The organism is Bacillus sp. 005/A4HT-01/001, from assembly GCF_004634445.1.
In the GTDB taxonomy this organism is placed as follows: domain Bacteria; phylum Bacillota; class Bacilli; order Bacillales; family Bacillaceae; genus Bacillus; species Bacillus altitudinis.
In genome coordinates this window covers 318,153-341,886 of record NZ_SEIZ01000002.1, presented here as the reverse complement: position 1 = coordinate 341,886, position 23,734 = coordinate 318,153, and the positions used below count along the sequence as shown (strand labels likewise).

25 protein-coding genes and 2 other annotated features (1 of these 27 running past the window's edge) are annotated in these 23,734 nt (G+C 42.5%); of the genes, 2 read left to right on the top strand and 23 right to left on the bottom strand.

The features are described from left to right. Positions 1–81 precede the first annotated feature (81 nt). The 3 genes from nadA to nadB are packed head-to-tail and all read right to left on the bottom strand — an operon-like array spanning position 82 to position 3,594. Positions 82–1,191: a quinolinate synthase NadA gene (gene nadA, locus ES896_RS07310; RefSeq protein WP_017367719.1), complete on the bottom strand. Its 1,110-nt coding sequence runs from the start codon at positions 1,189–1,191 to the stop codon at positions 82–84. Next, positions 1,178–2,041, bottom strand: a complete 864-nt coding sequence (gene nadC, locus ES896_RS07305) for a carboxylating nicotinate-nucleotide diphosphorylase (protein WP_017367720.1) — start codon at positions 2,039–2,041, stop codon at positions 1,178–1,180. The genes nadA and nadC overlap by 14 nt, the downstream gene beginning before the upstream one ends. Further along, on the bottom strand, positions 2,023–3,594 hold the full coding sequence (gene nadB / locus ES896_RS07300; protein WP_135226653.1) for an L-aspartate oxidase: 1,572 nt from the start codon (positions 3,592–3,594) through the stop codon (positions 2,023–2,025). The genes nadC and nadB overlap by 19 nt, the downstream gene beginning before the upstream one ends. A gap of 92 nt (positions 3,595–3,686) precedes the next feature. On the opposite strand from nadB, the gene ES896_RS07295 reads away from it, so the two are divergent. Both ES896_RS07295 and ES896_RS20220 read left to right on the top strand, forming a co-directional pair. Then, positions 3,687–4,835, top strand: a complete 1,149-nt coding sequence (locus ES896_RS07295) for an IscS subfamily cysteine desulfurase (protein ID WP_048001814.1) — start codon at positions 3,687–3,689, stop codon at positions 4,833–4,835. 3 nt (positions 4,836–4,838) lie between these two features. Continuing rightward, positions 4,839–5,378, top strand: a complete 540-nt coding sequence (locus tag ES896_RS20220; RefSeq protein ID WP_048001815.1) for a transcription repressor NadR — start codon at positions 4,839–4,841, stop codon at positions 5,376–5,378. A 24-nt stretch (positions 5,379–5,402) separates the two neighbouring features. Here ES896_RS20220 and pheA read toward each other — a convergent pair whose 3' ends face one another. The 20 genes from pheA to ES896_RS07195 form a co-directional block, all read right to left on the bottom strand. After that, positions 5,403–6,281, bottom strand: coding sequence for a prephenate dehydratase (gene pheA / locus ES896_RS07290; protein WP_135226652.1), 879 nt, complete (start codon positions 6,279–6,281; stop codon positions 5,403–5,405). 18 nt (positions 6,282–6,299) lie between these two features. Beyond that, positions 6,300–6,743: an ACT domain-containing protein gene (locus ES896_RS07285; protein WP_008342790.1), complete on the bottom strand. Its 444-nt coding sequence runs from the start codon at positions 6,741–6,743 to the stop codon at positions 6,300–6,302. Between the two features lie 55 nt (positions 6,744–6,798). Next, complete coding sequence (gene obgE, locus ES896_RS07280; RefSeq protein ID WP_007501521.1) at positions 6,799–8,085, bottom strand: GTPase ObgE; 1,287 nt, start codon at positions 8,083–8,085, stop codon at positions 6,799–6,801. Positions 8,086–8,106: 21 nt separating this feature from the next. Then, positions 8,107–8,700 (bottom strand): sporulation initiation phosphotransferase B, encoded by a 594-nt coding sequence (locus tag ES896_RS07275; protein ID WP_135226651.1) that lies wholly within the window; start codon positions 8,698–8,700, stop codon positions 8,107–8,109. Positions 8,701–8,978: 278 nt separating this feature from the next. Continuing rightward, on the bottom strand, positions 8,979–9,263 hold the full coding sequence (gene rpmA / locus ES896_RS07270; protein WP_003216586.1) for a 50S ribosomal protein L27: 285 nt from the start codon (positions 9,261–9,263) through the stop codon (positions 8,979–8,981). Between the two features lie 12 nt (positions 9,264–9,275). Beyond that, the gene (locus tag ES896_RS07265) at positions 9,276–9,614 is read right to left on the bottom strand and encodes a ribosomal-processing cysteine protease Prp (RefSeq protein WP_007501524.1); all 339 of its coding nucleotides are present in this window, start codon (positions 9,612–9,614) and stop codon (positions 9,276–9,278) included. Positions 9,615–9,628: 14 nt separating this feature from the next. Continuing rightward, positions 9,629–9,937: a 50S ribosomal protein L21 gene (gene rplU / locus ES896_RS07260; RefSeq protein ID WP_003216781.1), complete on the bottom strand. Its 309-nt coding sequence runs from the start codon at positions 9,935–9,937 to the stop codon at positions 9,629–9,631. 12 nt (positions 9,938–9,949) lie between these two features. After that, positions 9,950–10,023: a sequence feature (ribosomal protein L21 leader region), on the bottom strand. Positions 10,024–10,089: 66 nt separating this feature from the next. Continuing rightward, positions 10,090–10,959, bottom strand: a complete 870-nt coding sequence (locus ES896_RS07255; RefSeq protein ID WP_135226650.1) for a M50 family metallopeptidase — start codon at positions 10,957–10,959, stop codon at positions 10,090–10,092. Next, positions 10,952–11,743 carry a M23 family metallopeptidase gene (locus ES896_RS07250; protein WP_135226649.1) on the bottom strand — a complete coding sequence of 264 codons (792 nt, stop codon included), beginning with the start codon at positions 11,741–11,743 and terminating at the stop codon, positions 10,952–10,954. Before ES896_RS07250 ends, ES896_RS07255 begins: the two co-directional genes overlap by 8 nt. 109 nt (positions 11,744–11,852) lie before the next feature. Further along, positions 11,853–12,656 (bottom strand): septum site-determining protein MinD, encoded by an 804-nt coding sequence (minD, locus tag ES896_RS07245; protein WP_017358134.1) that lies wholly within the window; start codon positions 12,654–12,656, stop codon positions 11,853–11,855. Positions 12,657–12,658: 2 nt separating this feature from the next. Beyond that, the gene (gene minC / locus ES896_RS07240) at positions 12,659–13,342 is read right to left on the bottom strand and encodes a septum site-determining protein MinC (protein WP_007501533.1); all 684 of its coding nucleotides are present in this window, start codon (positions 13,340–13,342) and stop codon (positions 12,659–12,661) included. Positions 13,343–13,396: 54 nt separating this feature from the next. Then, entirely contained in the window at positions 13,397–13,915 is a 519-nt protein-coding gene (gene mreD / locus ES896_RS07235; protein WP_048002775.1) for a rod shape-determining protein MreD, read from the bottom strand. Beyond that, positions 13,912–14,811: a rod shape-determining protein MreC gene (mreC, locus tag ES896_RS07230; RefSeq protein ID WP_007501536.1), complete on the bottom strand. Its 900-nt coding sequence runs from the start codon at positions 14,809–14,811 to the stop codon at positions 13,912–13,914. Before mreC ends, mreD begins: the two co-directional genes overlap by 4 nt. A gap of 27 nt (positions 14,812–14,838) precedes the next feature. After that, positions 14,839–15,858, bottom strand: a complete 1,020-nt coding sequence (locus ES896_RS07225) for a rod shape-determining protein (protein ID WP_007501538.1) — start codon at positions 15,856–15,858, stop codon at positions 14,839–14,841. A 90-nt stretch (positions 15,859–15,948) separates the two neighbouring features. Continuing rightward, positions 15,949–16,623 carry a RadC family protein gene (radC, locus tag ES896_RS07220; RefSeq protein ID WP_135226741.1) on the bottom strand — a complete coding sequence of 225 codons (675 nt, stop codon included), beginning with the start codon at positions 16,621–16,623 and terminating at the stop codon, positions 15,949–15,951. 48 nt (positions 16,624–16,671) lie between these two features. After that, entirely contained in the window at positions 16,672–17,241 is a 570-nt protein-coding gene (locus ES896_RS07215; RefSeq protein WP_007501543.1) for a Maf family protein, read from the bottom strand. Between the two features lie 177 nt (positions 17,242–17,418). After that, entirely contained in the window at positions 17,419–18,435 is a 1,017-nt protein-coding gene (locus ES896_RS07210; protein WP_046527137.1) for an SPOR domain-containing protein, read from the bottom strand. Positions 18,436–18,592: 157 nt separating this feature from the next. Continuing rightward, entirely contained in the window at positions 18,593–19,324 is a 732-nt protein-coding gene (locus ES896_RS07205) for a prepilin peptidase (RefSeq protein ID WP_135226648.1), read from the bottom strand. 149 nt (positions 19,325–19,473) lie between these two features. After that, positions 19,474–20,778: a bifunctional folylpolyglutamate synthase/dihydrofolate synthase gene (locus tag ES896_RS07200; RefSeq protein ID WP_135226647.1), complete on the bottom strand. Its 1,305-nt coding sequence runs from the start codon at positions 20,776–20,778 to the stop codon at positions 19,474–19,476. A 65-nt stretch (positions 20,779–20,843) separates the two neighbouring features. Continuing rightward, positions 20,844–23,486 (bottom strand): valine--tRNA ligase, encoded by a 2,643-nt coding sequence (locus ES896_RS07195; protein WP_017367728.1) that lies wholly within the window; start codon positions 23,484–23,486, stop codon positions 20,844–20,846. Between the two features lie 59 nt (positions 23,487–23,545). Beyond that, positions 23,546–23,734: a binding site (T-box leader), on the bottom strand; it runs 41 nt beyond the window's last position.

Below are 23,734 nucleotides of genomic sequence, written 5' to 3'. Positions count from 1 at the left end.
CAATATGTTTCAACATAAATTTATGCCTATTTACAAGCCAATATGATAAAAACTTGTTTTCTGATAGGAGGGGACACTTCATTATTTAATGGTGAGCATCTTATTTAAAGCGAGCAATGCCTCTTTTGTCGTCTCTTCATTCACTTGAATCAAACCGACCGGCTCCCCTTTTTCAATGCTTTCAAGTGACCATAGTAGATGAGGCAGATCAATACGGTTCATTGTCAAACATGGACACATATCTGGATTGAGGGATTCGATTTGTTTGTCAGGGTGCTGGTCAATGATGCGTTTCACTAAATTCATTTCTGTTCCAATGGCCCACTTACTTCCTGCTGGTGCCTGCTTGATCGTATCAATAATAAATTTCGTTGAACCAGCTAGATCAGAAGCCTTTACGACTTCATGCGTACACTCTGGATGAACAAGAATCTGTATGTCACGGTCACGTTTTCTCGTTTGTTCAATATTCTCAATGGTAAATTTCTCATGAACAGAGCAATGACCTTTCCATAAAATCATTTTGATTCGATGAAGCGGTTGGTCGGTGATGAGCTTTTCTTCTATTTGATCCCAGACAGCCATTTCCTCTAGCGGAATCCCTAAATCATAGGCTGTGTTACGCCCTAAATGCTGATCAGGAAGAAAAAGAATTCGCTCTTTTTGGGTCAGCGCCCACTCCAATACTTTTTTAGCGTTTGAAGATGTGACAGTCGATCCGCCATGTTTGCCGACAAATGCTTTAATATCAGCCGTTGAGTTTACATAAGTCAGCGGAAGGATCGTATCTCCAAACAGCTCAGTGAGCTGATCCCACGCCCTGTCTGTTTGTTTCATATTCGCCATATCTGCCATTGAACAACCTGCTCTCATATCTGGCAAAAAGACGTGCTGATTCTTTTTTGATAGCATATCGGCCGTTTCTGCCATAAAATGAACCCCGCAAAATACAATGTATTCTGCTTCGTGATTGTCAGCAGCAATTTGTGCAAGCTGCAATGAATCACCTGTCACATCAGCAAATTGGATGACTTCATCTTTTTGATAATGATGACCCGGTATAAAAAGCTTTGATCCAAAAGCGCTTTTAATCTCTAATACTCTCTCTTTCATTTCATCATAAGAGCGCTGTTTATATTCATCTGGCATCATGGCTGTATGCTGTGCTGCTAACACATCAAGCATGGACATGAGTCGTTCCCCCTTTATGGCTGAATTCCATATTCATACTAAAATCGAATGATGGAGCAGAATGTGTAAGGAATCCAAGTGAAATAAGGTCTACACCTGTCCCCCGGTAGTTAGCCACATTCTCTAACGTGATGCCGCCTGATGCCTCTGTCAATATGGTTTCAGGGGTCATTTGTTTAAAGCGCTTCACTTCGTCTGGAGAGCAGTTGTCAAACATGATGACATCTGCTTTGGCATCAATGGCTTCCATCAGCTGTGCTTCTGATTCAATTTCCACTTCAATTTTCACCATATGACCGGCGTATGCTCTTGCTTTCTCCACAGCTTCCCTGATAGAACCACAAGCCGCAATATGATTATCTTTAATCATCACACCATCGGATAAGCCGAAACGATGATTCTTTCCGCCTCCGACTTTTACTGCGTACTTCTCCAGCATGCGCAAACCGGGTGTCGTCTTTCTCGTATCACAAATCGTAATAGATGGATCAGCTAATCGCTCTACTGCTTCATGCGTTAGTGTAGCAATCCCTGTCATTCTTTGTAGGATATTCAACACCACCCGCTCCCCTTTCAGCAAGTCGTTGACGGGGCCTGTTATTTGTGCCAGTACAGCCCCTTCATGAATCCAATCACCTTCCTGGAAAAACAGCTCAGTTTGAACTTGTTCATTCAGCAGTTTGTATCCCATATCAATGACTTGTGTCCCGGCCAATACGCCTGATTGTTTCGCCATGATGTAAGCTGTTCCTTTCTTGTCTCCAAAGATGGCATCAGCGGATACATCTCCAAACCCAATATCTTCTTTTAAAAAATGAGTGAGCATTTGCTTTAACTGTAAACGTTCCATTTGGCACCAATCCTTTCATTTTTTACGGTATAAATATGGCCCTGTTCATGTACAATCTGTTTTGCTCGCCACGAAGCATCGTGCCGATTTGGATAATCGGTGCGATAATGACCGCCCCTACTTTCTGTTCTGAGTAATGCGGATTTGATAAGGCATATGGCTAAAGCCCATTGATTCGTTATTTCGATCTGTTCATTTGTGATATTTTTCACATTAATTTGCTGAAAAGAGACTTGTTCTAAATGATCGAGCAAAGTCTGTAAGCCTTTCTCATCTCTCACAATTGCGGCATATGCTGTCATCCATTTTCTGAGCTGAGCCTGTGACACCGTTGGGACAGACCATACTTCTTGAATGGAAAGAGCAGGGTTTTTATCTTGCTGGGCTTGCAACCGCTCAACATACCGTGCCGCCTTGTTTCCTAAAACGAGACCTTCTAAGAGCGAATTACTTGCCAGTCGATTGGCGCCGTGTAAACCTGTACAAGCTGCTTCACCAATGGCGAAAAGTGATGGAACAGTTGTTTCTCCATGTTCATTCACCTTAATTCCACCCATTAAAAAGTGCATACCGGGTGAAACTGGCAGCCTTCCGCTTGCCATATCAACTCCCGCACGCTGACACATCGAAGCAATCGCAGGAAAACGTGCAGAAAAATGCGGAATATCACGGATGTTAAGATAAATGGAATGACCGAGTTGCTGCTCATGGAAAATGGTCCTTGCCACCACATCTCTAGGCGCTAAATCGCTCTGCGGGTGGATTCCTTTCATGATCCGCCTGCCTGATTCATCTTCTAAATAGGCGCCCTCTCCCCTGACTGCCTCTGATACGAGACCGATCGCTTTACCTGAAGTGGTCAAAAGGGTCGGATGGAATTGCACAAATTCGAGATCTACTAGCTGTGCCCCTGCGCGATAGGCCATCATCAGACCATCTCCTGTCACAGACGGATCATTTGTGTTTGTTTCATATAAGGATCCACAGCCGCCAGTGGATAATACAACTGCATCCGCGGTCATTGTATGTACATGACCTTTTTCGTCTTTCCACACAACACCGGTACATACCCCTTCATGAACTAATAGATCCATGACATGATGATTTTCGTATACATGAATGTGTGAGCCGAGCTTCCCTTTCAAAAACTGCACGAGGGTTTTTCCCGTTTGATCTCCTCCTGCATGCAGAATACGATGGGTCGTATGGGCTCCCTCTTTACCTAACTGCGGAATTCCCGTTTCATCTCGATCAAATGGGCAGCCCTCTTCTACGAGCTTCTTTACAAGATCTTTTCCATGACGGACGATCTCCTGTACAGTTTTGTCATCATTGTGACCACACCCCGCAGCTAAAGTGTCTTGCACATGCTGATCGACAGAATCATGTGCGGAAAAGGCTGCAGCGATTCCCCCTTGTGCGAGCATGGAATTACTAGAGGAAAATTGTTTTTTTGTCATCATGATGACTTGGCAGTTCTCTGAGATCGTATTCACAAAGGAAAGAGCCGCAATGCCCGACCCCACCACAATGACTTTTTTGATAGATGACACAATCGCCCCTCCTGTCATTTACACCTGTCTTGACACATATCATTACACAACACTACAATAAATACAAGAAAAAATTTTCACACAGGAGATGGATGGATTTGATTTATTTAGATTATGCAGCTTCTACACCTGTTTCTGAGGAATCACTGCATGTATTTCAGCAGTTGAGCAAAGAATGTTACGGAAATGCGAGCAGCCTGCATGATGCAGGAGGAAGAGCAAATGAAATCTTGGCTTACAGCAGACAATCACTTGCAGCGATTCTAGGGGGCGAACCTGATAGTATTTACTTTACAAGTGGCGGAACTGAATCCAATATCCTTGCGATTCAATCGATCATAAATGGGCTACCTCCACATAAACAGCATGTCATTACCACATCAGTAGAGCACCCTTCTGTTCATCATGCGGTCAATGCCTTGCAGCGTCTCGGTGTGAAGGTGACGGTCATAGAACCGAATCAAGAAGGAATTATCACAAAGGAGATTCTCAAACAGGCTCTATTGCCTGAAACCGGACTAGTATCCATCCAGCATGCCAACTCAGAAACTGGGATTATTCAGCCATTAGCTGAATTAGCAACGCTCTTAAAAGAAAGAGACATTCTTTTTCATACAGATGCAGTGCAAACATTCGGAAAAATGCATGTGTCGATTAAAGAACTAGGGGTTGATGCCCTCTCCATTTCGAGTCATAAAGTGTATGCACCTAAGGGCGCCGGTGCTGTCTATATGGGGGCACATGTCCCTTGGAAGCCTATATATCAAGATACTGTTCAGGAAAATGGTCTACGCCCAGGGACAGTGAACGTGCCATGCATCGGTGCTTTTGTAGCCGCAAGCGAGCAAATCATGCTGAAAATAGATCAACAGCAACAGCTAGATATTCAGCTTCGTGATTATTTTCTTCAGCAGCTAAAAAAAAGGCAGCTGCCTGTCCGCATGCTGCAAGAAAGTGACCAGCGCCGCACGCTGCCTCATATTATTGGTTGTTTTTTTGAAGGGTTTGAAGGACAATATGTAATGTTAGCTTGTAACCGGCATGGGATTTGTATATCCACAGGAAGTGCGTGCGCTTCTGGTTATCACCACCCTTCCCCTGCTGTGAAGGCATTACATGTATCAGATCGTGATGCCCTTCAATTCATTCGACTATCATTTGGACGAGGATCATCAAAGGATGACATCGATCAGCTTTTGCATACATTTGAGAGCTTGCAAAAGGAGAAGAAAGGAGCATAAAACGTGGAACAAGAGAGAAAACTCATTGGCGAAGATAGAAGAAACGCCATTTTAAAGTGGCTACAAGAGACTGATACACCACTCACCGGAAGTTTTTTAGCTAAAAAAGCCGCTGTCTCACGACAAGTCATTGTACAAGATATTTCATTACTCAAAGCAAAAAACGAACCCATTATTGCCACAAGCCAAGGCTATGTGTATATGGCGCAGCATACACCGGAAACTGAAATTGAACAGATTATCGCTTGCAAGCACGATCCTCATCGTACAGAAGAGGAGCTGACACTGATTGTAGACTACGGTGTAACGGTGAAAGACGTGATCATTGAGCACCCTGTCTACGGGGAGCTGACGGCCTCTATTCGAGTGAGTACGCGCAAACAAGTGGCTGACTTCGTTCATCATATTTCTAATACGGGCGCCTCCTACTTATCAGAGCTGACAGACGGCGTACACTTACATACCCTTACTTCATACAGCCAAAAGCAGCTTGACCAAGCCATTCAAGCGCTTGATGACGCTGGATTTCTCATTAAAGACTAAAAAAATAGTGTCCCCAAGAGGACACTATTTTTCATTCGTTAATTCATATGTTTGATAGCTGCCGAGTAATTTCACTTCACAGCCAATCGCTTCTAATTCTTGAATGGCGCCAGGGACAAGTACATCATCCATCTCTTTTTCGATATCAATGATAAATAAATAGTGTCCAAGGCCTGTTTTTGTCGGACGCGATTCAATTTTGGACAAATTGAGATTCCGCCATGAAAAAGCTGATAACACGCGGTGCAATGCACCAGACTGATCATCCTTTGGCAGGCTGACAACAATGGTCGTTTTTGGCTTTGAAGAAAAACCAGAATTCATTGGGAACGATGCCTTCGCCTCTTTATGTAAAATAACAAAGCGTGTATGATTGTGCGGATAATCATGAATGTCTTTTTTCGCAATCGACAATCCGTACGTTTTTGCGGCGATTTCATTCGCAATCGCACCAACAGCTTCATCTGGATGCTCACTGATGTATTTTGCTGCATAGCCTGTTGATTCCACTGGCCGATGCGGAATATCAGGGAACTGCTTCTTCAAAAATTGATGACACTGCGCAATGGCGTGCGGATGTGACTGAATCACATCTAATGTCTCCCAGCTCTCCGCTCTCGATGGATGGACAAGCAGGTGCTGGCGAATCGGCGCTGTCATTTCGCCCACAATGGACAAAGCGTCCTCATGAATTAAATAATCAATTGTTAAGTTCACAGATCCTTCGAGTGCATTTTCAAGTGGAACGACCGCCAAATCTACTTCTCCCTTTGACACGGCATCCATACATTGCGGAATGGTTGCATAAGCCCGCTGCTTTGCATCTTTTGGAAAACAAGAACAGACAGCCAAATGAGTAAATGTGGCCTCTGGTCCAAAGTAACCTACCGTTAATTGCTTCATCTGCTATGATCTCTCCTTTTACGCCCCAGAACCTAGAATTTCAACTTTTTCGACAAATTCAAGTTTTCTTAATTGATTCATGACTGTATTAATATCATCTGCCATGCCGGCCGTACTGATCGACAGGGTAACATTCGCTCTTCCTTGCAGCGGAATCGTTTGGTGAATGGATAACACATTACAACCAGAGTCAGCCACAATTTGCAGTAGCCTAGACAGAGCCCCAGACCGATCCTCCAGGTGGAAAAACAATGTGATGATCTGCTCTTTGACCATCGTATAAAATGGAAAAACAGCATCTCGATATTTATAAAAAGCACTGCGGCTTAAATCCGCTTTTTGAACAGCATCGGCAACTGAATCCGCTTTTTTGCGATCGAGAAGCTTTTTGACTTCAAGCGTTTTTCGCATCGCATCCGGAAGTACATCCTCTCTTACTAAATAGAACGTTTCTTCTTTCACCTGTTTTCTCCCCTTTTAAAAACGGGAGAGCCCATGAACTGGACCCTCCTTTTGATCAATCGATAAATTCAAATTCAAATTCAAGCAGACGAATGATGTCTCCATCTTTTGCACCACGTTCACGCAGGGCATCATCAACGCCCATTCCGCGCAGCTGTCTAGAGAATCGTTTCACTGACTCGTCTCTTGAGAAATCTGTCATCTTAAACAGTCGCTCAAGTGCTTTACCAGTTAAGACAAACGTACCATCAGGATCTCTTGAGATCTCAAATGCTGCTTCTCCTTCATCAAACTTGTACATCACACGGTTATCAGAGAGCTCTTCTTCATTGTAGAGCGGGAATTCCGGTGTTGTTTCAAGCTGATTGGCGATTTCAAATAAGAGCTCACGAAGCCCTTCTCTTGTGATCGCACTAATTGGGAACACTTTATAGTCATCTGTTAATTTTTCTTTAAATGCCGCTAGATTGTCAGCTGCATCCGGCATGTCCATTTTGTTCGCTACAATGATTTGCGGACGCTCTGTCAATCTCATATTGTATTGCTCAAGCTCTTCGTTAATCGTCACGTAATCTTCGTATGGGTCACGTCCTTCAAGTCCAGACATATCAATGACATGGACAATGACACGTGTACGTTCAATGTGGCGTAAAAATTGATGACCTAAGCCAACACCTTCGTGCGCTCCTTCGATCAGTCCTGGCAGATCCGCCATGACAAAGCTTCGGTTATCGTCTGTTTCAACAACTCCGAGGTTTGGCACAAGCGTTGTAAAATGATAATCCGCAATTTTTGGTTTCGCAGAAGAGACAATCGAAAGCAGTGTTGACTTCCCGACACTTGGGAAACCAACAAGTCCAACATCTGCAAGTACTTTTAATTCTAAGATGACGTCACGTTCTTTACCTGGCTCACCGTTTTCAGACAGCTGTGGTGCAGGGTTTGCTGGTGTTGCGAAGCGTGAATTTCCACGTCCGCCACGTCCACCTTTGGCAATCACAGCCCGCTGTCCATGCTCTGTCAAGTCAGCTAGTACTTGTTCCGTCTCAGCATCTGTCACAACTGTACCCGGCGGAACTTTAACAATCATTTCTTCCGCATTTCGGCCATGCTGGTTTTTACTCATTCCATGCTCACCGCGGTCCGCCTTGAAATGACGCTTATAACGAAAGTCCATTAACGTTCTGAGTCCTTCGTCTACTTCAAATACTACATCTGCACCATTTCCGCCGTCGCCGCCTGCTGGCCCGCCTTTTGGCACATATTTTTCACGACGGAACGCCACCATACCGTTTCCGCCGTCACCGCCTTTAACATACACTTTAACCTGATCTACAAACATAACTTCCTCCGTTTCTCTGCATCACATATCTCGTTCTTGCCTCAAACAAAGCTCAATCATGGACTCATGATTCGTCACATGAAATTGCGTTATACTCATACATGGATAGTTTGCGTCATGAAACGCATTTAACGCATCCAAACTTGTTAATTTTCCTTTGAAATCAAAATATAAGATCACATCATTCTCTTCATGATCCGTTTGGAAAGTGACCGTTAAATGATTTTCAGTTTTTTGGCAAACTGATTGATCGAATATCGAAAACAACTCCTGTGATACCGATAGCAGCTGTGATTCATATGCTGATAAGTCTCGGGTTTCACCAAGCACTTCATATTCTAAGGTGATAAAATGCGACTCCCAATTAAATGTTAGAAAGTAATAGGCCAATTGGGGAATTTTTAAATTTGAGAGTTTGGATTCATGCTGTGCTTCAATGACCATTTCTTCTATAATTTCAAACACGCGGTCATATTTTTCTAATGTCAAGTTGCCTTTGATCAGCTGTAATTTATTCATCCAGTCGTGTCTTGAACGACTAAGCAGATAGATCAATTCATTTGTTAATGCAACGTGAGTTAATTTTTCATTTTCTTTACTTGGTATCTCTTCCATTATCGCACTCCCAATCGTTTGGTCTCTCTTTTAGGAGTCTTATCATCAATATGTCTCCCTGAATTATAACAGAGAAGACAGCATAGAAAAACACTAGTTATGTGAGGAAAGGTTGTTTTTTCTGATCGTATAGGAGAAAATGAGGCAAAGTCAGCAAACATTCTTTGATATTCTATGGAGTGCATCTTCTTTTATCATCTTCGGTACTACTTGTAAAAAGCGCAAAAGCTCCCTGAATAGTGAAAAAAACTCCAGTCAATGACCGGAGTTTTTAGCAATTATTGTGCCGCAGGATATACGCTCACTTTTTTACGGTCACGACCGAAACGTTCGAATTTAACTGTTCCGTCGATTTTAGCGAAAAGAGTGTCGTCGCCTCCGCGTCCAACGTTTTCACCTGGATAGATTTTCGTTCCACGTTGACGATAAAGGATAGAACCACCAGTTACGAATTGACCATCAGCACGTTTAGCGCCTAAACGTTTAGACTCAGAGTCACGTCCGTTCTTTGTAGAACCTACCCCTTTTTTAGATGCGAAAAATTGAAGATCTAATCTAAGCATGAAGTTCACCTCCTATTTTTTTGTAGATATTCTCACATAATCGTGATAATCTCGTTCAATTGTTTCTAAGGAAACGACCATGCCTTCTAAAAGCAACTGGGCTTTTTCAAAGGTGACTGGATCTGTATCAGCTGGCAGTTCAAAAGAGAAATACCCGCCTTCATCTCCAATATCAAGCAGTGGATCCATTCCTGTCAGTGCAATAATTGAATTGACTGACCCGAAAACAACAGCAGATACACCTGCACAAACGAGATCCTGACCTTTTTCAGCAAACTCGGCATGTCCAGTCATCTGAAAAGACGTAATGCTTTCATCTGCTGGCGACCGAGTAATGGTTGCTTTGATCATATCACTCACACGCCTTAAGCGTTGATTTTTTCGATAACAACTTTAGTGTAAGGTTGACGATGACCTTGTTTCTTGTGGTTGTTTTTCTTCGGTTTGTACTTGAACACAGTAATTTTCTTACCGCGACCTTGTTTTTCAACTTTAGCCGTTACTGTTGCTCCAGCAACTGAAGGGTTACCCACTTTGACAGTGTCTCCGCCGACAAACAATACGTTTTCGAAAGTAACTGTTTCACCTGCTTCAGCAGCTAGTTTTTCAACATAAACAGTTTGACCTTCTTCAACTTTTACTTGTTTACCACCAGTTTCGATAATTGCGTACATCTCTGCACCTCCTAATAAACTCAGACTCGCCGAATACAGGGGGCCAATAGGCACTTTACACCTGCTCCGCGCGGTTGTAGCACGGGTGCTACATATCCATAACATTAAAAAATATATCAAATTAGACGCTGAATGTCAATGTATTTTCACCATTAGTACGGCAAAAGAAGATCTTCCATGGAAGAGGTGGTTCTTCGATCTGAAAAATAAGCATGGAGCAATTCATTTTCATCGAGCTGGCTCATTTTCACACCATTCCGTTCGATAATAATGGGATGCTTACAGCCCCTTTGGAATCGCGCCATCACTTCATATATTTTCTCCTCAGCACTGGCTCTCAGCGGAATGAGTTTCTCTACCTTTTGCTCTTTTTTACCGTAATAACGTTCTAGTAAAAAACGTACCCTGATATAATGCCGCTGCCGGTGCTCCATCACAAGCGAGTAGGCTAAAAAAGTGAGCAGGATCCAGCCGTTGAATTGCAGCGGAGCAAAACAGAGTAACCCTGCTGTCAAAAGACCGAAAAAAATGAGTGAGCCTTTTATTGCAAGGGCGTGTGCCTGTTGGAAAGGGTAAAAAACAGATAAGAGCAAAAAGAATAATTTTCCGCCATCAAGCGGCCAAATGGGCAAAAGGTTCACTAGAAAAATCGCTATATTATAAAAAGTAAACATCGTAAAGACGTCATATGAAATAAGTGAGGCTTCCATGAGAAGCCAGGCGACGAGCTGGAGCGGGACATGCTGAATCGGTCCGCATAAAATGACCGCCAGTTCTTCTTTTAGCGGACGGTTGCCATGCTCTTCTACTTCTACCGCCCCGCCAAATGGCAGTAAAAAAATCCGCCGAATCCGCCAGTGATAATAACAAGCAGTCGCTGCATGTCCAAGCTCATGGACACAGACGATGATGAGTAAACAAAGCAGCGGCTTAATTTGACCTGATAGCATGGCAAATGCCATGACTATCCAAAGGAGCGGGTGAACATGGACCTTTGTCAGCATGAGCAGCCATCTATTCAAAGGTCATCACCTGAATGGGATCAATAAACTGTTCATTTTGCTTAATGGCAAAGTAATATGTCCCCTTGCCTTGTTCATCAAGCGCAATTTGACCAATTTTTTCCCCTTTATCGACAAAATCGTATAAAGCCACATCAGCTTCTTTTAGTTGGCCGTACCAGCTGTAGCTGTTATCTGCATGCTGCACCACGACTGTGAGCCCTGTATCACTTTTCTTTTTCACTTCTACGACATAGCCTTCTTTCATACTATCGATGGCTTCAGCAGATGTTTCAACTTTCACTCCGGCACCATTTTGCGTAAAGGATTCCTGCACTTTTCCAGAGGCAGGGACAGCCAGCTCTTGATTGGCTTGTACGTCCTTTTGCCCTTCTTTTCTATCGGTTAAAAAGGCAAGTGGGTTTCCGACAGTTTTCTCAAACCACCGGTTGGCGGCGGCAAATTGGAAATCTTGTTCAAACGTTTGACTGATCATCGGCTTCAGCTGCTGAAAAGGCCCCGCCTGCCCTTTAAATGAAATAGCGGCAATCAGTACAAGAGAGGCAGAAAGTAAACATTTAAGCACAAATGTATTTGAATGAAATAACGGATGGCGAAATTTTTTCGACTGATGAGAATTTGACTCGTAGGAAGCCGAGCCAGAATGCTTTTCTTCTTCTGTCAACATGACCCATGGTGGAATATCATCTTTCTTCTTGAAAGCTGCCTTCTTAGGGGCAGCAGCTGGCTGCTTCATTTTACGGCGCTGCGCTATTTTCTTTCGATACTCGTCCACTCTTTTCATAAGATCACCCTTTACATACAAACAGTTTGTACATTTTATGTGGCGACATCATATGATATGCAACAAAAAGACCGATTCTCATCGAATCGGTCTCATCTCAAGTAAATCATTATGCTCTTACACCGAAAAATGCTTTCAGCTTTGCAAACATCCCTTTGTTTTCTTCTTCAAAGGATTGAAGAGGAACAGATTCACCTAGTACGCGGCGAGCAATATTGCGATACGCAATGGAAACTTTATTTTTAGCATCCATGACAATCGGTTCACCATTGTTTGAAGCCTTAATGACATCATCATCATCGGCTACAATGCCGAGAAGATCAATTGATAAATGATGGACAACTTCATCCACATCCATCGAATCGCCATTTTTCGCCATGTGTGTACGAATGCGGTTCACAATCAAACGAGGCGGTTCAATATCCTCTTGTTCCAGCAAGCCGATAATTCGGTCTGCATCTCTCACAGCTGAGATTTCAGGTGTCGTGACCACAATCGCTTTGTCAGCACCTGATACAGCATTTTTAAAGCCTTGCTCAATTCCAGCAGGGCAATCAATGACAACATAATCAAAGTCTTGTTTCAATGATTGAATTAATTCTTTGATCTGCTCCGGCTCTACCGCCGTTTTATCGCTTGTTTGAGCAGCAGGTAAAAGATACAAAAGATCCTCGAACCGCTTATCCTTCACAAGCGCTTGGTGAATCTTGCATCTTCCTTCTACTACATCGACTAGATCATAAATAATGCGGTTCTCAAGCCCCATCACGACATCTAAATTCCGAAGGCCGATGTCGGTATCAACTAGACACACTTTTTTTCCTTGAATTGCTAGTGCTGTGCCTAAGTTTGCAGATGTTGTTGTTTTGCCAACGCCGCCTTTTCCTGAGGTAATCACAATAGCCTCGCCCAATTTCACATTCCTCCCTCAAGCCTTGTCAGATTAGGTCTTATATGAGCCAATTGCTGCAGGCGTTCAATGATCATATTGCCATCTATATCTAAATAAGCACATTCCATTTCATTTCCATCTTCTTTTTGATCCGGTGCACGGTTAAACACCTGTGCGATGCGAAGCTGGGTTGGAATCATATGAGATGCTGCAATCACAGCTTGCTTGTTTCCATTACATCCAGCATGCGCTACACCTTTTAACGCACCGAGCACAAAAATATTCCCCCCTGCACGAATGGTTCCGCCAGGGTTGACATCTCCTATTAATAAGAGATCCCCTTCGACATAAAGCACCTGTCCAGAGCGTACAATTTTTGCTACAGAAGTAATCTCAGCCTCTGCTTTTAAACGTCTCGCCTCTTCAGTTGACATGACGTCACTTTCAATAGAGTGAATGACGAGATGTTCATTTTCAGACACCGCTTCAGTTAAACGCGCCTCTTGATCCTCTGTTAAATATCGAAAACCAAGTTTAATATGCACATTGACTTTATGTCCTTCTCTTCCGTCTGTATATTGCTCAAGTAAAAGAACCTCTCGCAAGCCAGAAAGAAGGTCTTCAAACGAACAGTCATCATTTAACTGTAATGTTAATCCGTTTTTTGTACCTTTTATTGTCACATACTGCTGTTTTTGAGTTTTCAAGATGCTCACCTCAACAACATACTCATTTCGCCGTAATTGGACAAACTCCTGCTTTTATTCGTCGATCAGTCCTTGTTTCACATTGATGAAAAAGAGCCTAAGCGGCACAACAAGTATGAGAGACGCAGCAGTATTTAAAAGAATCGTTGGAATAAAGCGTTCGATGACATACGTATTAAAAGGCATAATATTTGGTTGAATCGTCGCTTGAACACCGTACACATAAAACTCCATCACTGCAACAGCAATCACCGACAGAAAGACAACGACTAACATATTCGTTTGGAGGACTTTGAAGGCTTTTGCTAACAAATAGCAGAGCGCACCAAAGCCAAACATATGAACACCAAGAATACCTGTATACGAAATATCATATAAAAGTCCAAAGACAAATCCATAAATCACACCATATTTTTGATTCACAAAAGCTGTCATAAATACAAGTGCGAGTAAGATGAAATGAGGTGCTAAAATTTGATTATCTGAAACAAATGGGAGCTTCACTAAATCGACAAAAATACTGTCAAATACGAAAATAAACAACATGACGAAAGCAAGAAGGACACGTTTCACGAGCCTTCCTCCTTCGTTAATTGAGATGCATCTGCCGTACTTGTGCTGCGATTCACAACAATCACGCGGTCTAAATTATTGAGTTCAGCAGCTGGTTCTACATAAATAATTTTTGTCAGTCCGTAATGGTCCGGCTCAATTTCGCTTACCTTTCCAATCGTCAAGCCCTGCGGGAATACGCCCCCTGCTCCAGATGTTTCAACAAGATCTCCTTTTTTGACATCCCCATCAGCATCGGATTTTAAAATGTTCATTGTCAGCATTTTTTTCTTGCTGTCATAACCGTTAATAATCCCATTGAGTTCTTCTTTGCCCTTTTTCGCAAAAATTTTCGTTGAAATTCTATTATTTTGATCTGTAGAGCTTAGCAACCTTACAGTCGACGTAAAATTGTTGAGCTTATCACTTTCAATTTTCCCAATTAACGCACCACTCTCATTGGTGACCGCCATATCTTTTTCAACGCCTTGTTTTTTCCCTTTATCAATCATGACAAAACTATCCCAAAGGGACGGGTTTCTCGCAATGACTGTTGAAAGTATGGGCGTGTAGTCACGAATAGAGTTCACATACCCGAGCTGCTTGCGAAGCTTTTTGTTCTCATCTTCTAGTTCTTGAAGTTTCGCCTCATATTGGGTTTGTCCATCAAGTTTTTTTCGAAGACGCTCGTTTTCATCATATGTGTTCTTTAAATCTTGTACGTTCCCATAAATACCGGCAATAAATTGTGATGGTTTATGAAAGACACCTTGAAAAAAGCCTGTCGTATCCCCCACTAATTTTTCCGGCCATGAAGCACCTCTGCCGCTTTTCACTGAAAAACCAATCATGGCCACCAGTACGATGACACAGACAAGGAGCAACATTAATCTTTTATTCATAAAAAACTGCGGCATGTCTTACACCTCTTTATTTACGCCCAATTATCGATTATCTTTAGATTTTCCTTTGAACAAGTGAATATGTTCTAGTGCTTTCCCTGTTCCGATCGCCACACAGTCAAGCGGATCTTCAGCAATAATGACCGGCATTTTTGTTTCATCACTAATGACTTTGTCAAGATTACGCAGCAATGCACCACCGCCTGTTAAAACGATTCCACGGTCCATAATATCTGCTGCCAGCTCAGGTGGCGTTTTTTCAAGTGTCATTTTGACCGCATCGACAATTGTTTCCACCGTATCGCGAAGCGCTTTTGCAATTTCTTCTGCCGTAATAGAGATCGTTTTTGGCAGACCTGTTAAAAGGTCACGGCCGCGAATGTCCATCTCATCATGTACGTCAGGCTGCGCAGAACCGATTTCCATTTTAATCGCTTCTGACGTGCGATCACCAATCATAAGATTATACGTTTTACGAATGTAGCTGCTGATCGCATCATCCATCTCGTCTCCTGCCACACGGATCGATTGAGATGTCACAATACCGCCAAGTGAGATAATGGCTACTTCTGTTGTACCGCCGCCAATATCTACAACCATGCTTCCAGTTGGCTCCCATACAGGAAGGTTAGCACCGATTGCCGCAGCAAATGGCTCTTCAATAGGGTATGCGTCACGAGCACCAGCTTGTCTTGTTGCATCAATGACAGCACGCTCTTCTACTGCTGTAATACCAGATGGTACACACACCATCACGTACGGTTTACGAGCAAAAAGCCCTTTACCTTTTAATGCTTGATTAATGTAATATTTCATCATTGTTGCTGTCGTCTCGTAGTCTGCAATGACTCCGTCTTTCATTGGGCGCAGTGCCACAACATTACCAGGTGTACGACCGATCATGTTTCTAGCGTCATTTCCAACCGCCACTATAGACTTCGTATCAGTTTCCAAAGCTACGACCGAAGGTTCTCTCACAACAATGCCTTTTCCTTTAATAAAAACAAGCGTATTCGCTGTTCCAAGATCTATTCCAAGGTCTTTTGTACCAATTCCAAACATATGTATGTATCTTCCTTTCTTAAACCAAAATTCCCTTTAGGGAAAAACTCATAAACTCTATTATATCGTAAAACATTGAAAAAAAAAGTGTTACAAATACCCTTTTTCCTTCAAACTCACAAATTTTTGATCACCGATCACTAGATGATCAAGCAGCTGTATTCCAATCAGCTTTCCACATTCAAAAAGTCGCTGTGTGACTTCAATATCTTCCCTGCTGGGCGTCGGATCTCCAGATGGATGGTTGTGCACACATATAAATGAAGCGGCCGAACGTTTAAAGGCCTCTTTAAAAATTTCGCGCGGGTGAACAATCGACGAATTTAGACTTCCGATAAACACAGTATGTTTATGAAGAACTTGATTTTTGGAATTGAGATAAAGACAAACGAAATTCTCCTGAGTCAAAAATCTCATATCTTCCATCACAAAATTCGCACCATCCTCCGGCGTGCGGATCACATAACGATTGTCCGTCGTTTGATGGTGTAATCTAGTGCCGAGTTCTAAAGCAGCTAAAAGAGAGATCGCCTTCGCTTTTCCAACTCCTCGAATCTTTGACAGTTCTTCAATAGAAGCTTCCTTCACAGAACGAAGACCACCAAATGTTTGCAAAAGTCTTGCGGACACTTGAAGAACTGATTCCTTTTTTGTGCCTGTTCTCAAAAGAATCGCGACAAGTTCATGGTTTGATAAGCTGCTTGGTCCATATTTGACAAATCGTTCGCGCGGCTTTTCATCATGAGGAAAATGCTTCAGCAGCATAGGGAAATGATTCAAGATCTACACTCCTTTTTTGATTCCTTCCCGTCATCAAAAAGGGGTGATACCAAATGTTTCAAGCACTCTGACTGTTTTAGCAATAGGGAGTCCTACAACGGAAAAATAATCACCGTCTATTTTTTGTACAAACAGGGCACCTTTTCCTTGAATGCCGTAGCTTCCAGCTTTATCAAGAGGCTCACCGGTTTCAATATAGCGGTCTATTTCATCTTGTGTAAGCGGCCAAAATGTCACGTCTGTCTGTTCATAAAATGTTTCTTTTCTATTCTCTGATTGAATCGTGACACCAGTCAAGACTTGATGTGTCTTACCTGACAATAATTGAAGCATTGAGGCTGCATCTTCCTTGTCTTTTGGCTTTCCAAGACATTTGCCATCAATTGCAACAATTGTATCTGCACCAATGATCACAGCTTTGGGATGTATTTTTTGAATATCATTTGCTTTTTGTTCTGCCAACCATTGGACGTTCTCAGCAGGAGAAAGGTTTCGATTTATTTCTTCTTTTAAATCACTTGCTTGAATGTCATAAGAAAACCCTGCTAAATCAAGCAATTCTTTTCTTCTAGGTGATTGAGATGCGAGTATTAACTGGTTCATGTTTGTTCATCCTTTCAGGGTTTAGCCTAAGAAGTAAGATACCCATTCATCCTATCAAATGAACATCTTACCGACAATTAACGAAAATGCCATTTTCATGTTCCTACATCATTATGTTGGAAGCAAAAGAAAAAAACTAGTCATTTTTAGACTAGTTTGGCTGTTAAAAACATGATTTTACGTATTTAGTTGATCCAATAGCGCTTGCTGAGATTTCCAACCATTTTCAGCAGATGGGTCATTTAAAAGCTGTACAGCTTTCAGCAAACTGCTTTTAGCTGGTGCGTCGGTTGTTTTGGCATTTTCAAGCTCGGAAATCAACTGAGTGACTTCTTTTTGATCCACATCTTCTCCTGCAATCACCTTAGAGGATAAGACAGATGCCTTCTCTATTAAACCTGTCAGCTCATCTGGCACTTGAAACGAGAGCTCTTTTCCTCCCCATGCTTCAAAATGCTGATCGATCAATTTTTTCCCAACGGCACTTGTCATGCCCTGTTCTGTGGCAAGTCCGGCAATCACATAATATCCATCATCCATTGATACCTTTTTACCTGCATATCCAGCCTCTTTTAAACTGTCAACTAAGTCATCTGCTCCTTTTTCAGAAGAAAACTTTCCAGCCTGCACCACAAAGGTTGAAAAATGACCTGATGCACTTTTTTCACCTTCATTGTCCTTTGACGTATCTGCAAGATCAGCCGGTGGTGCATCTCCCCCAGCTTTCGCCGAAGGCCCGCTTCCAGATGCTGAGACGCTGATATGATCGCCTCCTGATGGATTGGCAGATCCATCTTTACTTAAACTTAGTGCAAATACACCGAGGCCTGTCCCTAGAACGACTGCAAACACAATCGTTGTCATCACTCGTTTGAAGGGACCGCGGTTTTTACTGAACTTCTGGTCAAAAGAACCTTTTTTCTTTTGATAAGGTGTGACGACCTTTGGATCCGAATGGTAAATGTGATCAGCTGCATCGTCCCATTGAAAATCTTCTTCTTTCGGTTTGGACGGTTCCTCCTCGGAAGCGGCTGTCTCCTGTTCCGACTGCCTCTTTTCCTCCCAGTTCGAAAACGTCACTTGATCCTCTTGCTGTTTTTGAGGTTGATGCTCTTCTCCATGCAGCATTTCTTCCTTGCCATTAATATTGACCTTTAACCCTTGTTTTTTTGCCTGCCTTTTTTTCACTGTCATTCCCCGCTTTCTGACATTGTTTGTAAGAAAGACCTTTCTGTCCAATGAAATAGCGCGAATGTAACCCGTCCTTCTTTCTGTTTCACACTTTAACATAGCCAATAAAAAAAAGAACAAGACTTTTGTCGGCAGGTTCAAAAAGTGTTCGCCAATTTTCTCATCCGAAAAAATCGCGAATTGGGTTTAACAGATCACCACAAAAAAGATAAAACCAGAAAGAACAAGCGATGGCAGGAACAAAAGGAAAGGGTTCATTTGCCTTGTAAGAAAACACCTTTGCGTAAACCATTCCCGTGACAGACGAAAGAAAAAGAATGATCAGAAACGGCTTAAATCCGAAGCAAAATGCAAGCACACCAAATAGTTTGACATCCGCTCCCCCCATACTATTTGGCTTGAAATGTTCTAAACTATAAAACAAAAGAAGACAAATAAGAAGGGATGCCGCTCCTTCCCACCAAATAAAAAGTGGTTCTAGCATGCGGTATATGACGAAAAGAGGAAAAAAGAAGAGAAAGAGCTCGTTGGGTACTCTCATATAAAAAAGATCGCTCACGACAGCAATCACGAATAAACTACATAGACTCACAAGAAAAAGGCCCTCATAAGAGAAACCAGCATGTCTATAAACGAGTAAAAAAAGGACGCCTGTCAACAGCTCAACCAGTGGATAAAGCAAAGAGAGCCGGGTTCCACAATGCTTACATGTCCCTTTCAATACAATATAAGAAACAAGCGGGAGCATGTCGTGAAAAGAAAGCGGCTCTTTACAAGCTCCGCAGTGTGAACGAGGAAAAAGAATAGACCGCTTCATTGGAAGTCTCTCACCAACTAGATGAAAAAATGACCCCATAACCATACCTGCGAAAAACATAAAAAAATCAATCAAATTAGGTGACTCCTTCCGGAAATAGAATAGACCGGATTGTACCATAGCGATTCACCTTTGATCACCTTGCGAAAAAGTGATTTTCCCCCTCTCCTACATATTAAAAGAAAAAAGACGCGCATTGTATAGAAGCAATTTGCGTCTTTTCCTTACTGTAAAATACGACTTCGTACATCTGAGATAAAATAAAGGGAACCTGTCACCAGAATCATTGCTGAAGGGTCAGCGCTTTTTTTCTGAATGAACTCAAGTACTGTACGAGGGTCTTCATCAAACGATTTTGCTTTTAAATGGCTGCAAGCATAAAGCTTTTCCGCTGATTCAGCTCTTGGAAAGTCAAAGGAAACAAAATGAATCGATGAACTAATCCTTTCAAGCTTTTCGATCATTTGTTTGTAAGGTTTATCTTTTAACGCACTAAAACATATATGAACCTGTTTACTAGAAAAATGAGCTTGTACAGTTTCGATTAAACGGTCCATTCCTTCTTCGTTATGAGCACCATCTAAATAAACAAGAGGCTCATCTTGGATCTTTTCAAATCTTCCAGCCCACACCGCTTGCCGAATTCCTTCATACACTTGCTCATTTAGCACATGGATATATCCTTCTTGCTCCAGCCATTCGATCAGTAGAACGGCAAGGGAGGCGTTCTGCATTTGATGCGTTCCAATTAACCCAGTCTCTAGCTGCGAGTACTCCCTTTTTGGGGTAGTGAATGTGAAGCGTTCACCTGTTTCAGTCGGCTGCTGGTCCTTAAAGGTACAAGTATCATATAACGAGATAAACGGCGCATTCTTTTCTTTGGCTTTGTGTTGAATCACGGTAAGAGCTTCCGCTTGATGAACGGCCGTGATCATCGGAATCCCAGTTTTAATAATGCCAGCTTTTTCTGCGGCAATCTGATCAAGTGCGTCGCCTAAAATGGCCATATGATCGTGACCAATCGACGTAATTGCTGTTAAGATGGGCGCTGCCACATTTGTAGAATCAAGTCTTCCGCCAAGCCCTGTTTCCAAGAGGACAAAGTCTACTTGGTGCACATGGGCAAAATAAGCAAACGCACATGTTGTAATGATCTCAAACTCTGTTGCTGCACCAAGCTCTGTATCATCTAATTCATCAACTAAAGGCTTGATGTCGTTCACCAAACTCAGCCACTCTTCGTCCAAAATCGGCTCCCCATTAACACTAATTCGTTCATTGAACGTTAAAATAAATGGTGAGGTGAAGGTTCCAACTGAATAGCCCGCTGACTGTAAAATGGATCGCGTAAATGCAATCGTTGATCCTTTTCCATTTGTTCCAGCCACATGCACCGCTTTTATTTTTTGTTCAGGATGGTCTAGTCTGTCCATCAGCCATTTCATTCGTTCAAGTCCCGGTTTGACACCGAAAGCGAGTCTGCTATGAATCCATTCAATGGCTTCATGATAGGTTGTAAACAATGTCATCTCTCATTTCATACGAAATTTTCAAAAAAGACGACTCCATTTCGTTCGGAGCCGTCTTTTCAACATTATGCTTTCAGCTCTTCAATACGCTTTTGAACAGCTTCGCGTTTTGCGACATAATCACGTTCTTTCGCACGCTCTTCTTCTACGACACTTTCAGGTGCTTTTTTCATAAAGCCTTCATTGCCAAGCTTTTTCTGAACTCGTTCCACTTCTTTTGTCAGTTTATCAAGCTCTTTTTGCAGACGGGCAATTTCTTCGTCTAAATTGATTAAACCTTCAAGCGGAAGAATGAGCTCTGCTCCAGAAATAACTGCTGTCATCGCTTTATCACTAGCAGGAACATCCGTGCCAATTTCAAGCACACTTGGATTCGTAAAGCGTTCAATATATGAACGGTTCTTCTCTAAACGTTCCTGTACATCAGATGTGGATGCTTTGATATATAGCTCAACTTGTTTGCTCATTGGTGTGTTGACTTCACTGCGAATGTTACGAACAGAACGAATCAGTTCAACAAGCAGCTTCATGTCAGCAGAAGCCTGTTCGTTTGAAAGCTCAGGCTTCACTTCAGGCCATTTCGCAACCGTAATAGACTCACCTTCGTGAGGCAGATGCTGCCAGATTTCTTCTGTTAAGAACGGCATAAACGGATGTAGAAGTCTCATCGTTTGATCTAATACATACGCAAGGATCGAACGAGTCGTTTTCTTCGCCGCTTCATCTTCTCCATAAAGCGGAAGTTTCGCCATTTCAATGTACCAATCACAGAAATCATCCCAAATGAAGTTGTATAAATGTCTGCCCACTTCACCAAATTCATACTTATCAGCAAGCTGTGTGACACTTTCAATTGTTTCATTTAAGCGTGTCAAAATCCATTGATCAGCAACTGATTTTTCTCCTGTCAAATCAAGCTCATCGTACGTTAAACCATCCATATTCATGAGAGCAAAACGGGATGCGTTCCAAATTTTGTTCGCAAAGTTCCAAGTGGATTCAACCTTTTCAAAGCTAAAACGTAAATCTTGACCTGGAGAGCTTCCAGTCGCTAAGAAATATCTCAGTGAATCCGCACCGTATTTGTCGATGACCTCCATTGGATCAATTCCGTTGCCAAGTGACTTACTCATTTTACGCCCTTGTTCATCGCGAATAAGACCATGAATGAGGACGTCTTTAAATGGTTTTTCTCCTGTGAATTCAAGACCTTGGAAGATCATACGAGAGACCCAGAAGAAGATGATGTCATAGCCTGTTACAAGCAGATTGGTTGGGTAGTAGCGCTTGAAGTCTTCACTTTCTGCATCTGGCCAGCCCATTGTAGAGAAAGGCCAAAGCGCTGAACTAAACCATGTATCAAGTACATCGTTATCTTGCTCCCAGTTTTCAATATCTTCTGGCGCATCAAGTCCCACGTATACTTCCTTCGTTTCTTTATGATACCAAGCCGGGATACGGTGTCCCCACCATAGTTGACGAGAAATACACCAGTCACGGATATTTTCCATCCAGTGTAAATACGTCTTTTCAAATCGGTCTGGAACAAATTGAACTTGCTCATCACCTTTTTGCAGATTGATGGCTTCATCTGCGAGCGGCTGCATTTTCACAAACCATTGTGTTGATAAATAAGGCTCCACTACAGCGCCACTGCGCTCACTGTGACCAACTGAATGCATGTGGTCCTCAATTTTGAACAAAATGCCTTCTTCTTGAAGATCTTTCACAAGCTGTTTACGACATTCGAAGCGGTCCATTCCTTTGTATTGAAGTGCGTTTCCATTCATTGTGCCATCTTCATTCATCACAAGAATGCGCTCTAGGTTATGACGGTTTCCAAGCTCGAAGTCATTCGGGTCATGAGCCGGCGTAATTTTTACAGCTCCTGATCCAAATTCCATATCGACATAGTCATCCCCGACGATTGGAATCTCTCGGCCTGTAATTGGTAAAACAACTGTTTTCCCAATCAAATGCTGATAGCGTTCATCTTCAGGATGTACAGCGACTGCCGTATCTCCCAGCATCGTTTCAGGTCTTGTTGTCGCAATTTCAATCGAACCTGATCCATCTGCAAGCGGATATCTCAAGTGATAAAACGCACCTTGTACATCCTTGTAGATGACTTCAATATCAGAAAGGGCCGTTTTTGTTGCTGGGTCCCAGTTAATGATGTATTCTCCGCGATAGATCAATCCTTTTTCATACAATTGAACAAACACTTGGCGGACTGCTTTATTCAAGCCTTCATCTAATGTGAAACGCTCACGCGAATAGTCTAGACCTAGACCCATTTTCGCCCACTGGCTGCGAATAAAATCGGCATACTCTTCTTTCCACTTCCACGTTTCTTCTACAAATTTTTCACGTCCGAGATCATAGCGGCTCACGCCTTCTTCGCGAAGCTTCGCCTCTACCTTTGCTTGTGTTGCAATACCCGCATGGTCCATTCCTGGCAGCCATAAAACATCATAGCCCTGCATCCGTTTCATACGAGTTACGATGTCTTGAAGGGTTGAATCCCAAGCATGCCCTAAGTGTAATTTTCCTGTCACGTTTGGTGGAGGAATGACGACTGTATATGGATCTTTCGTTTTGTCATTTTGTGCTTCGAAGAATTTCCCTTCAAGCCAGTACGTATAGCGGTCTTTTTCAATCGCATTTGGATCGTACTTTGTTGGCATTTCTTGATTATTTGTTTCCATTTGTGTTACCTCCACATTTTTTCGGCTGATGAAACATAAAAAAAGCCTTTTCATCCTTATAAAAGGACGAAAAAGCTTTTTCGCGGTACCACCTTTTTTCACGAAACACTTAGACGTGTCCCGTACTCTCTAAAGGATAACGGGGATCTCCCGAATTTCTCTACTACATGTTTCAAGAAATTAAGCTCACAGGCGACCTTCCAAACAAGTGTATCCTAGAAAACCTTTCAGCTATTGGTTTCCCTCTC

Bases quoted from the DNA above. Each gene is read 5' to 3' on its own strand.
- nadC (WP_017367720.1), bottom strand. From the start codon at position 2,041: ATGGAACGTTTACAGTTAAAGCAAATGCTCACTCATTTTTTAAAAGAA.
- ES896_RS07215 (WP_007501543.1), bottom strand. From the start codon at position 17,241: ATGAACCAGTTAATACTCGCATCTCAATCACCTAGAAGAAAAGAATTG.
- pheA (WP_135226652.1), bottom strand. From the start codon at position 6,281: ATGAAGCAATTAACGGTAGGTTACTTTGGACCAGAGGCCACATTTACT.
- ES896_RS07275 (WP_135226651.1), bottom strand. From the start codon at position 8,700: ATGGAAGAGATACCAAGTAAAGAAAATGAAAAATTAACTCACGTTGCA.
- ES896_RS07210 (WP_046527137.1), bottom strand. From the start codon at position 18,435: ATGACAGTGAAAAAAAGGCAGGCAAAAAAACAAGGGTTAAAGGTCAAT.
- ES896_RS07250 (WP_135226649.1), bottom strand. From the start codon at position 11,743: ATGAAAAGAGTGGACGAGTATCGAAAGAAAATAGCGCAGCGCCGTAAA.
- ES896_RS07225 (WP_007501538.1), bottom strand. From the start codon at position 15,858: ATGTTTGGAATTGGTACAAAAGACCTTGGAATAGATCTTGGAACAGCG.
- ES896_RS07265 (WP_007501524.1), bottom strand. From the start codon at position 9,614: ATGATCAAAGCAACCATTACTCGGTCGCCAGCAGATGAAAGCATTACG.
- nadA (WP_017367719.1), bottom strand. From the start codon at position 1,191: ATGTCCATGCTTGATGTGTTAGCAGCACAGCATACAGCCATGATGCCA.
- rplU (WP_003216781.1), bottom strand. From the start codon at position 9,937: ATGTACGCAATTATCGAAACTGGTGGTAAACAAGTAAAAGTTGAAGAA.
- ES896_RS07295 (WP_048001814.1), top strand. From the start codon at position 3,687: ATGGATTTGATTTATTTAGATTATGCAGCTTCTACACCTGTTTCTGAG.
- ES896_RS07200 (WP_135226647.1), bottom strand. From the start codon at position 20,778: ATGACATTGTTTACAACCTATCATGAAGCCATTGAATGGATTCATAGC.
- obgE (WP_007501521.1), bottom strand. From the start codon at position 8,085: ATGTTTGTAGATCAGGTTAAAGTGTATGTTAAAGGCGGTGACGGCGGA.
- radC (WP_135226741.1), bottom strand. From the start codon at position 16,623: ATGCTGCTGAAGCATTTTCCTCATGATGAAAAGCCGCGCGAACGATTT.
- rpmA (WP_003216586.1), bottom strand. From the start codon at position 9,263: ATGCTTAGATTAGATCTTCAATTTTTCGCATCTAAAAAAGGGGTAGGT.
- mreC (WP_007501536.1), bottom strand. From the start codon at position 14,811: ATGCCGCAGTTTTTTATGAATAAAAGATTAATGTTGCTCCTTGTCTGT.
- ES896_RS07195 (WP_017367728.1), bottom strand. From the start codon at position 23,486: ATGGAAACAAATAATCAAGAAATGCCAACAAAGTACGATCCAAATGCG.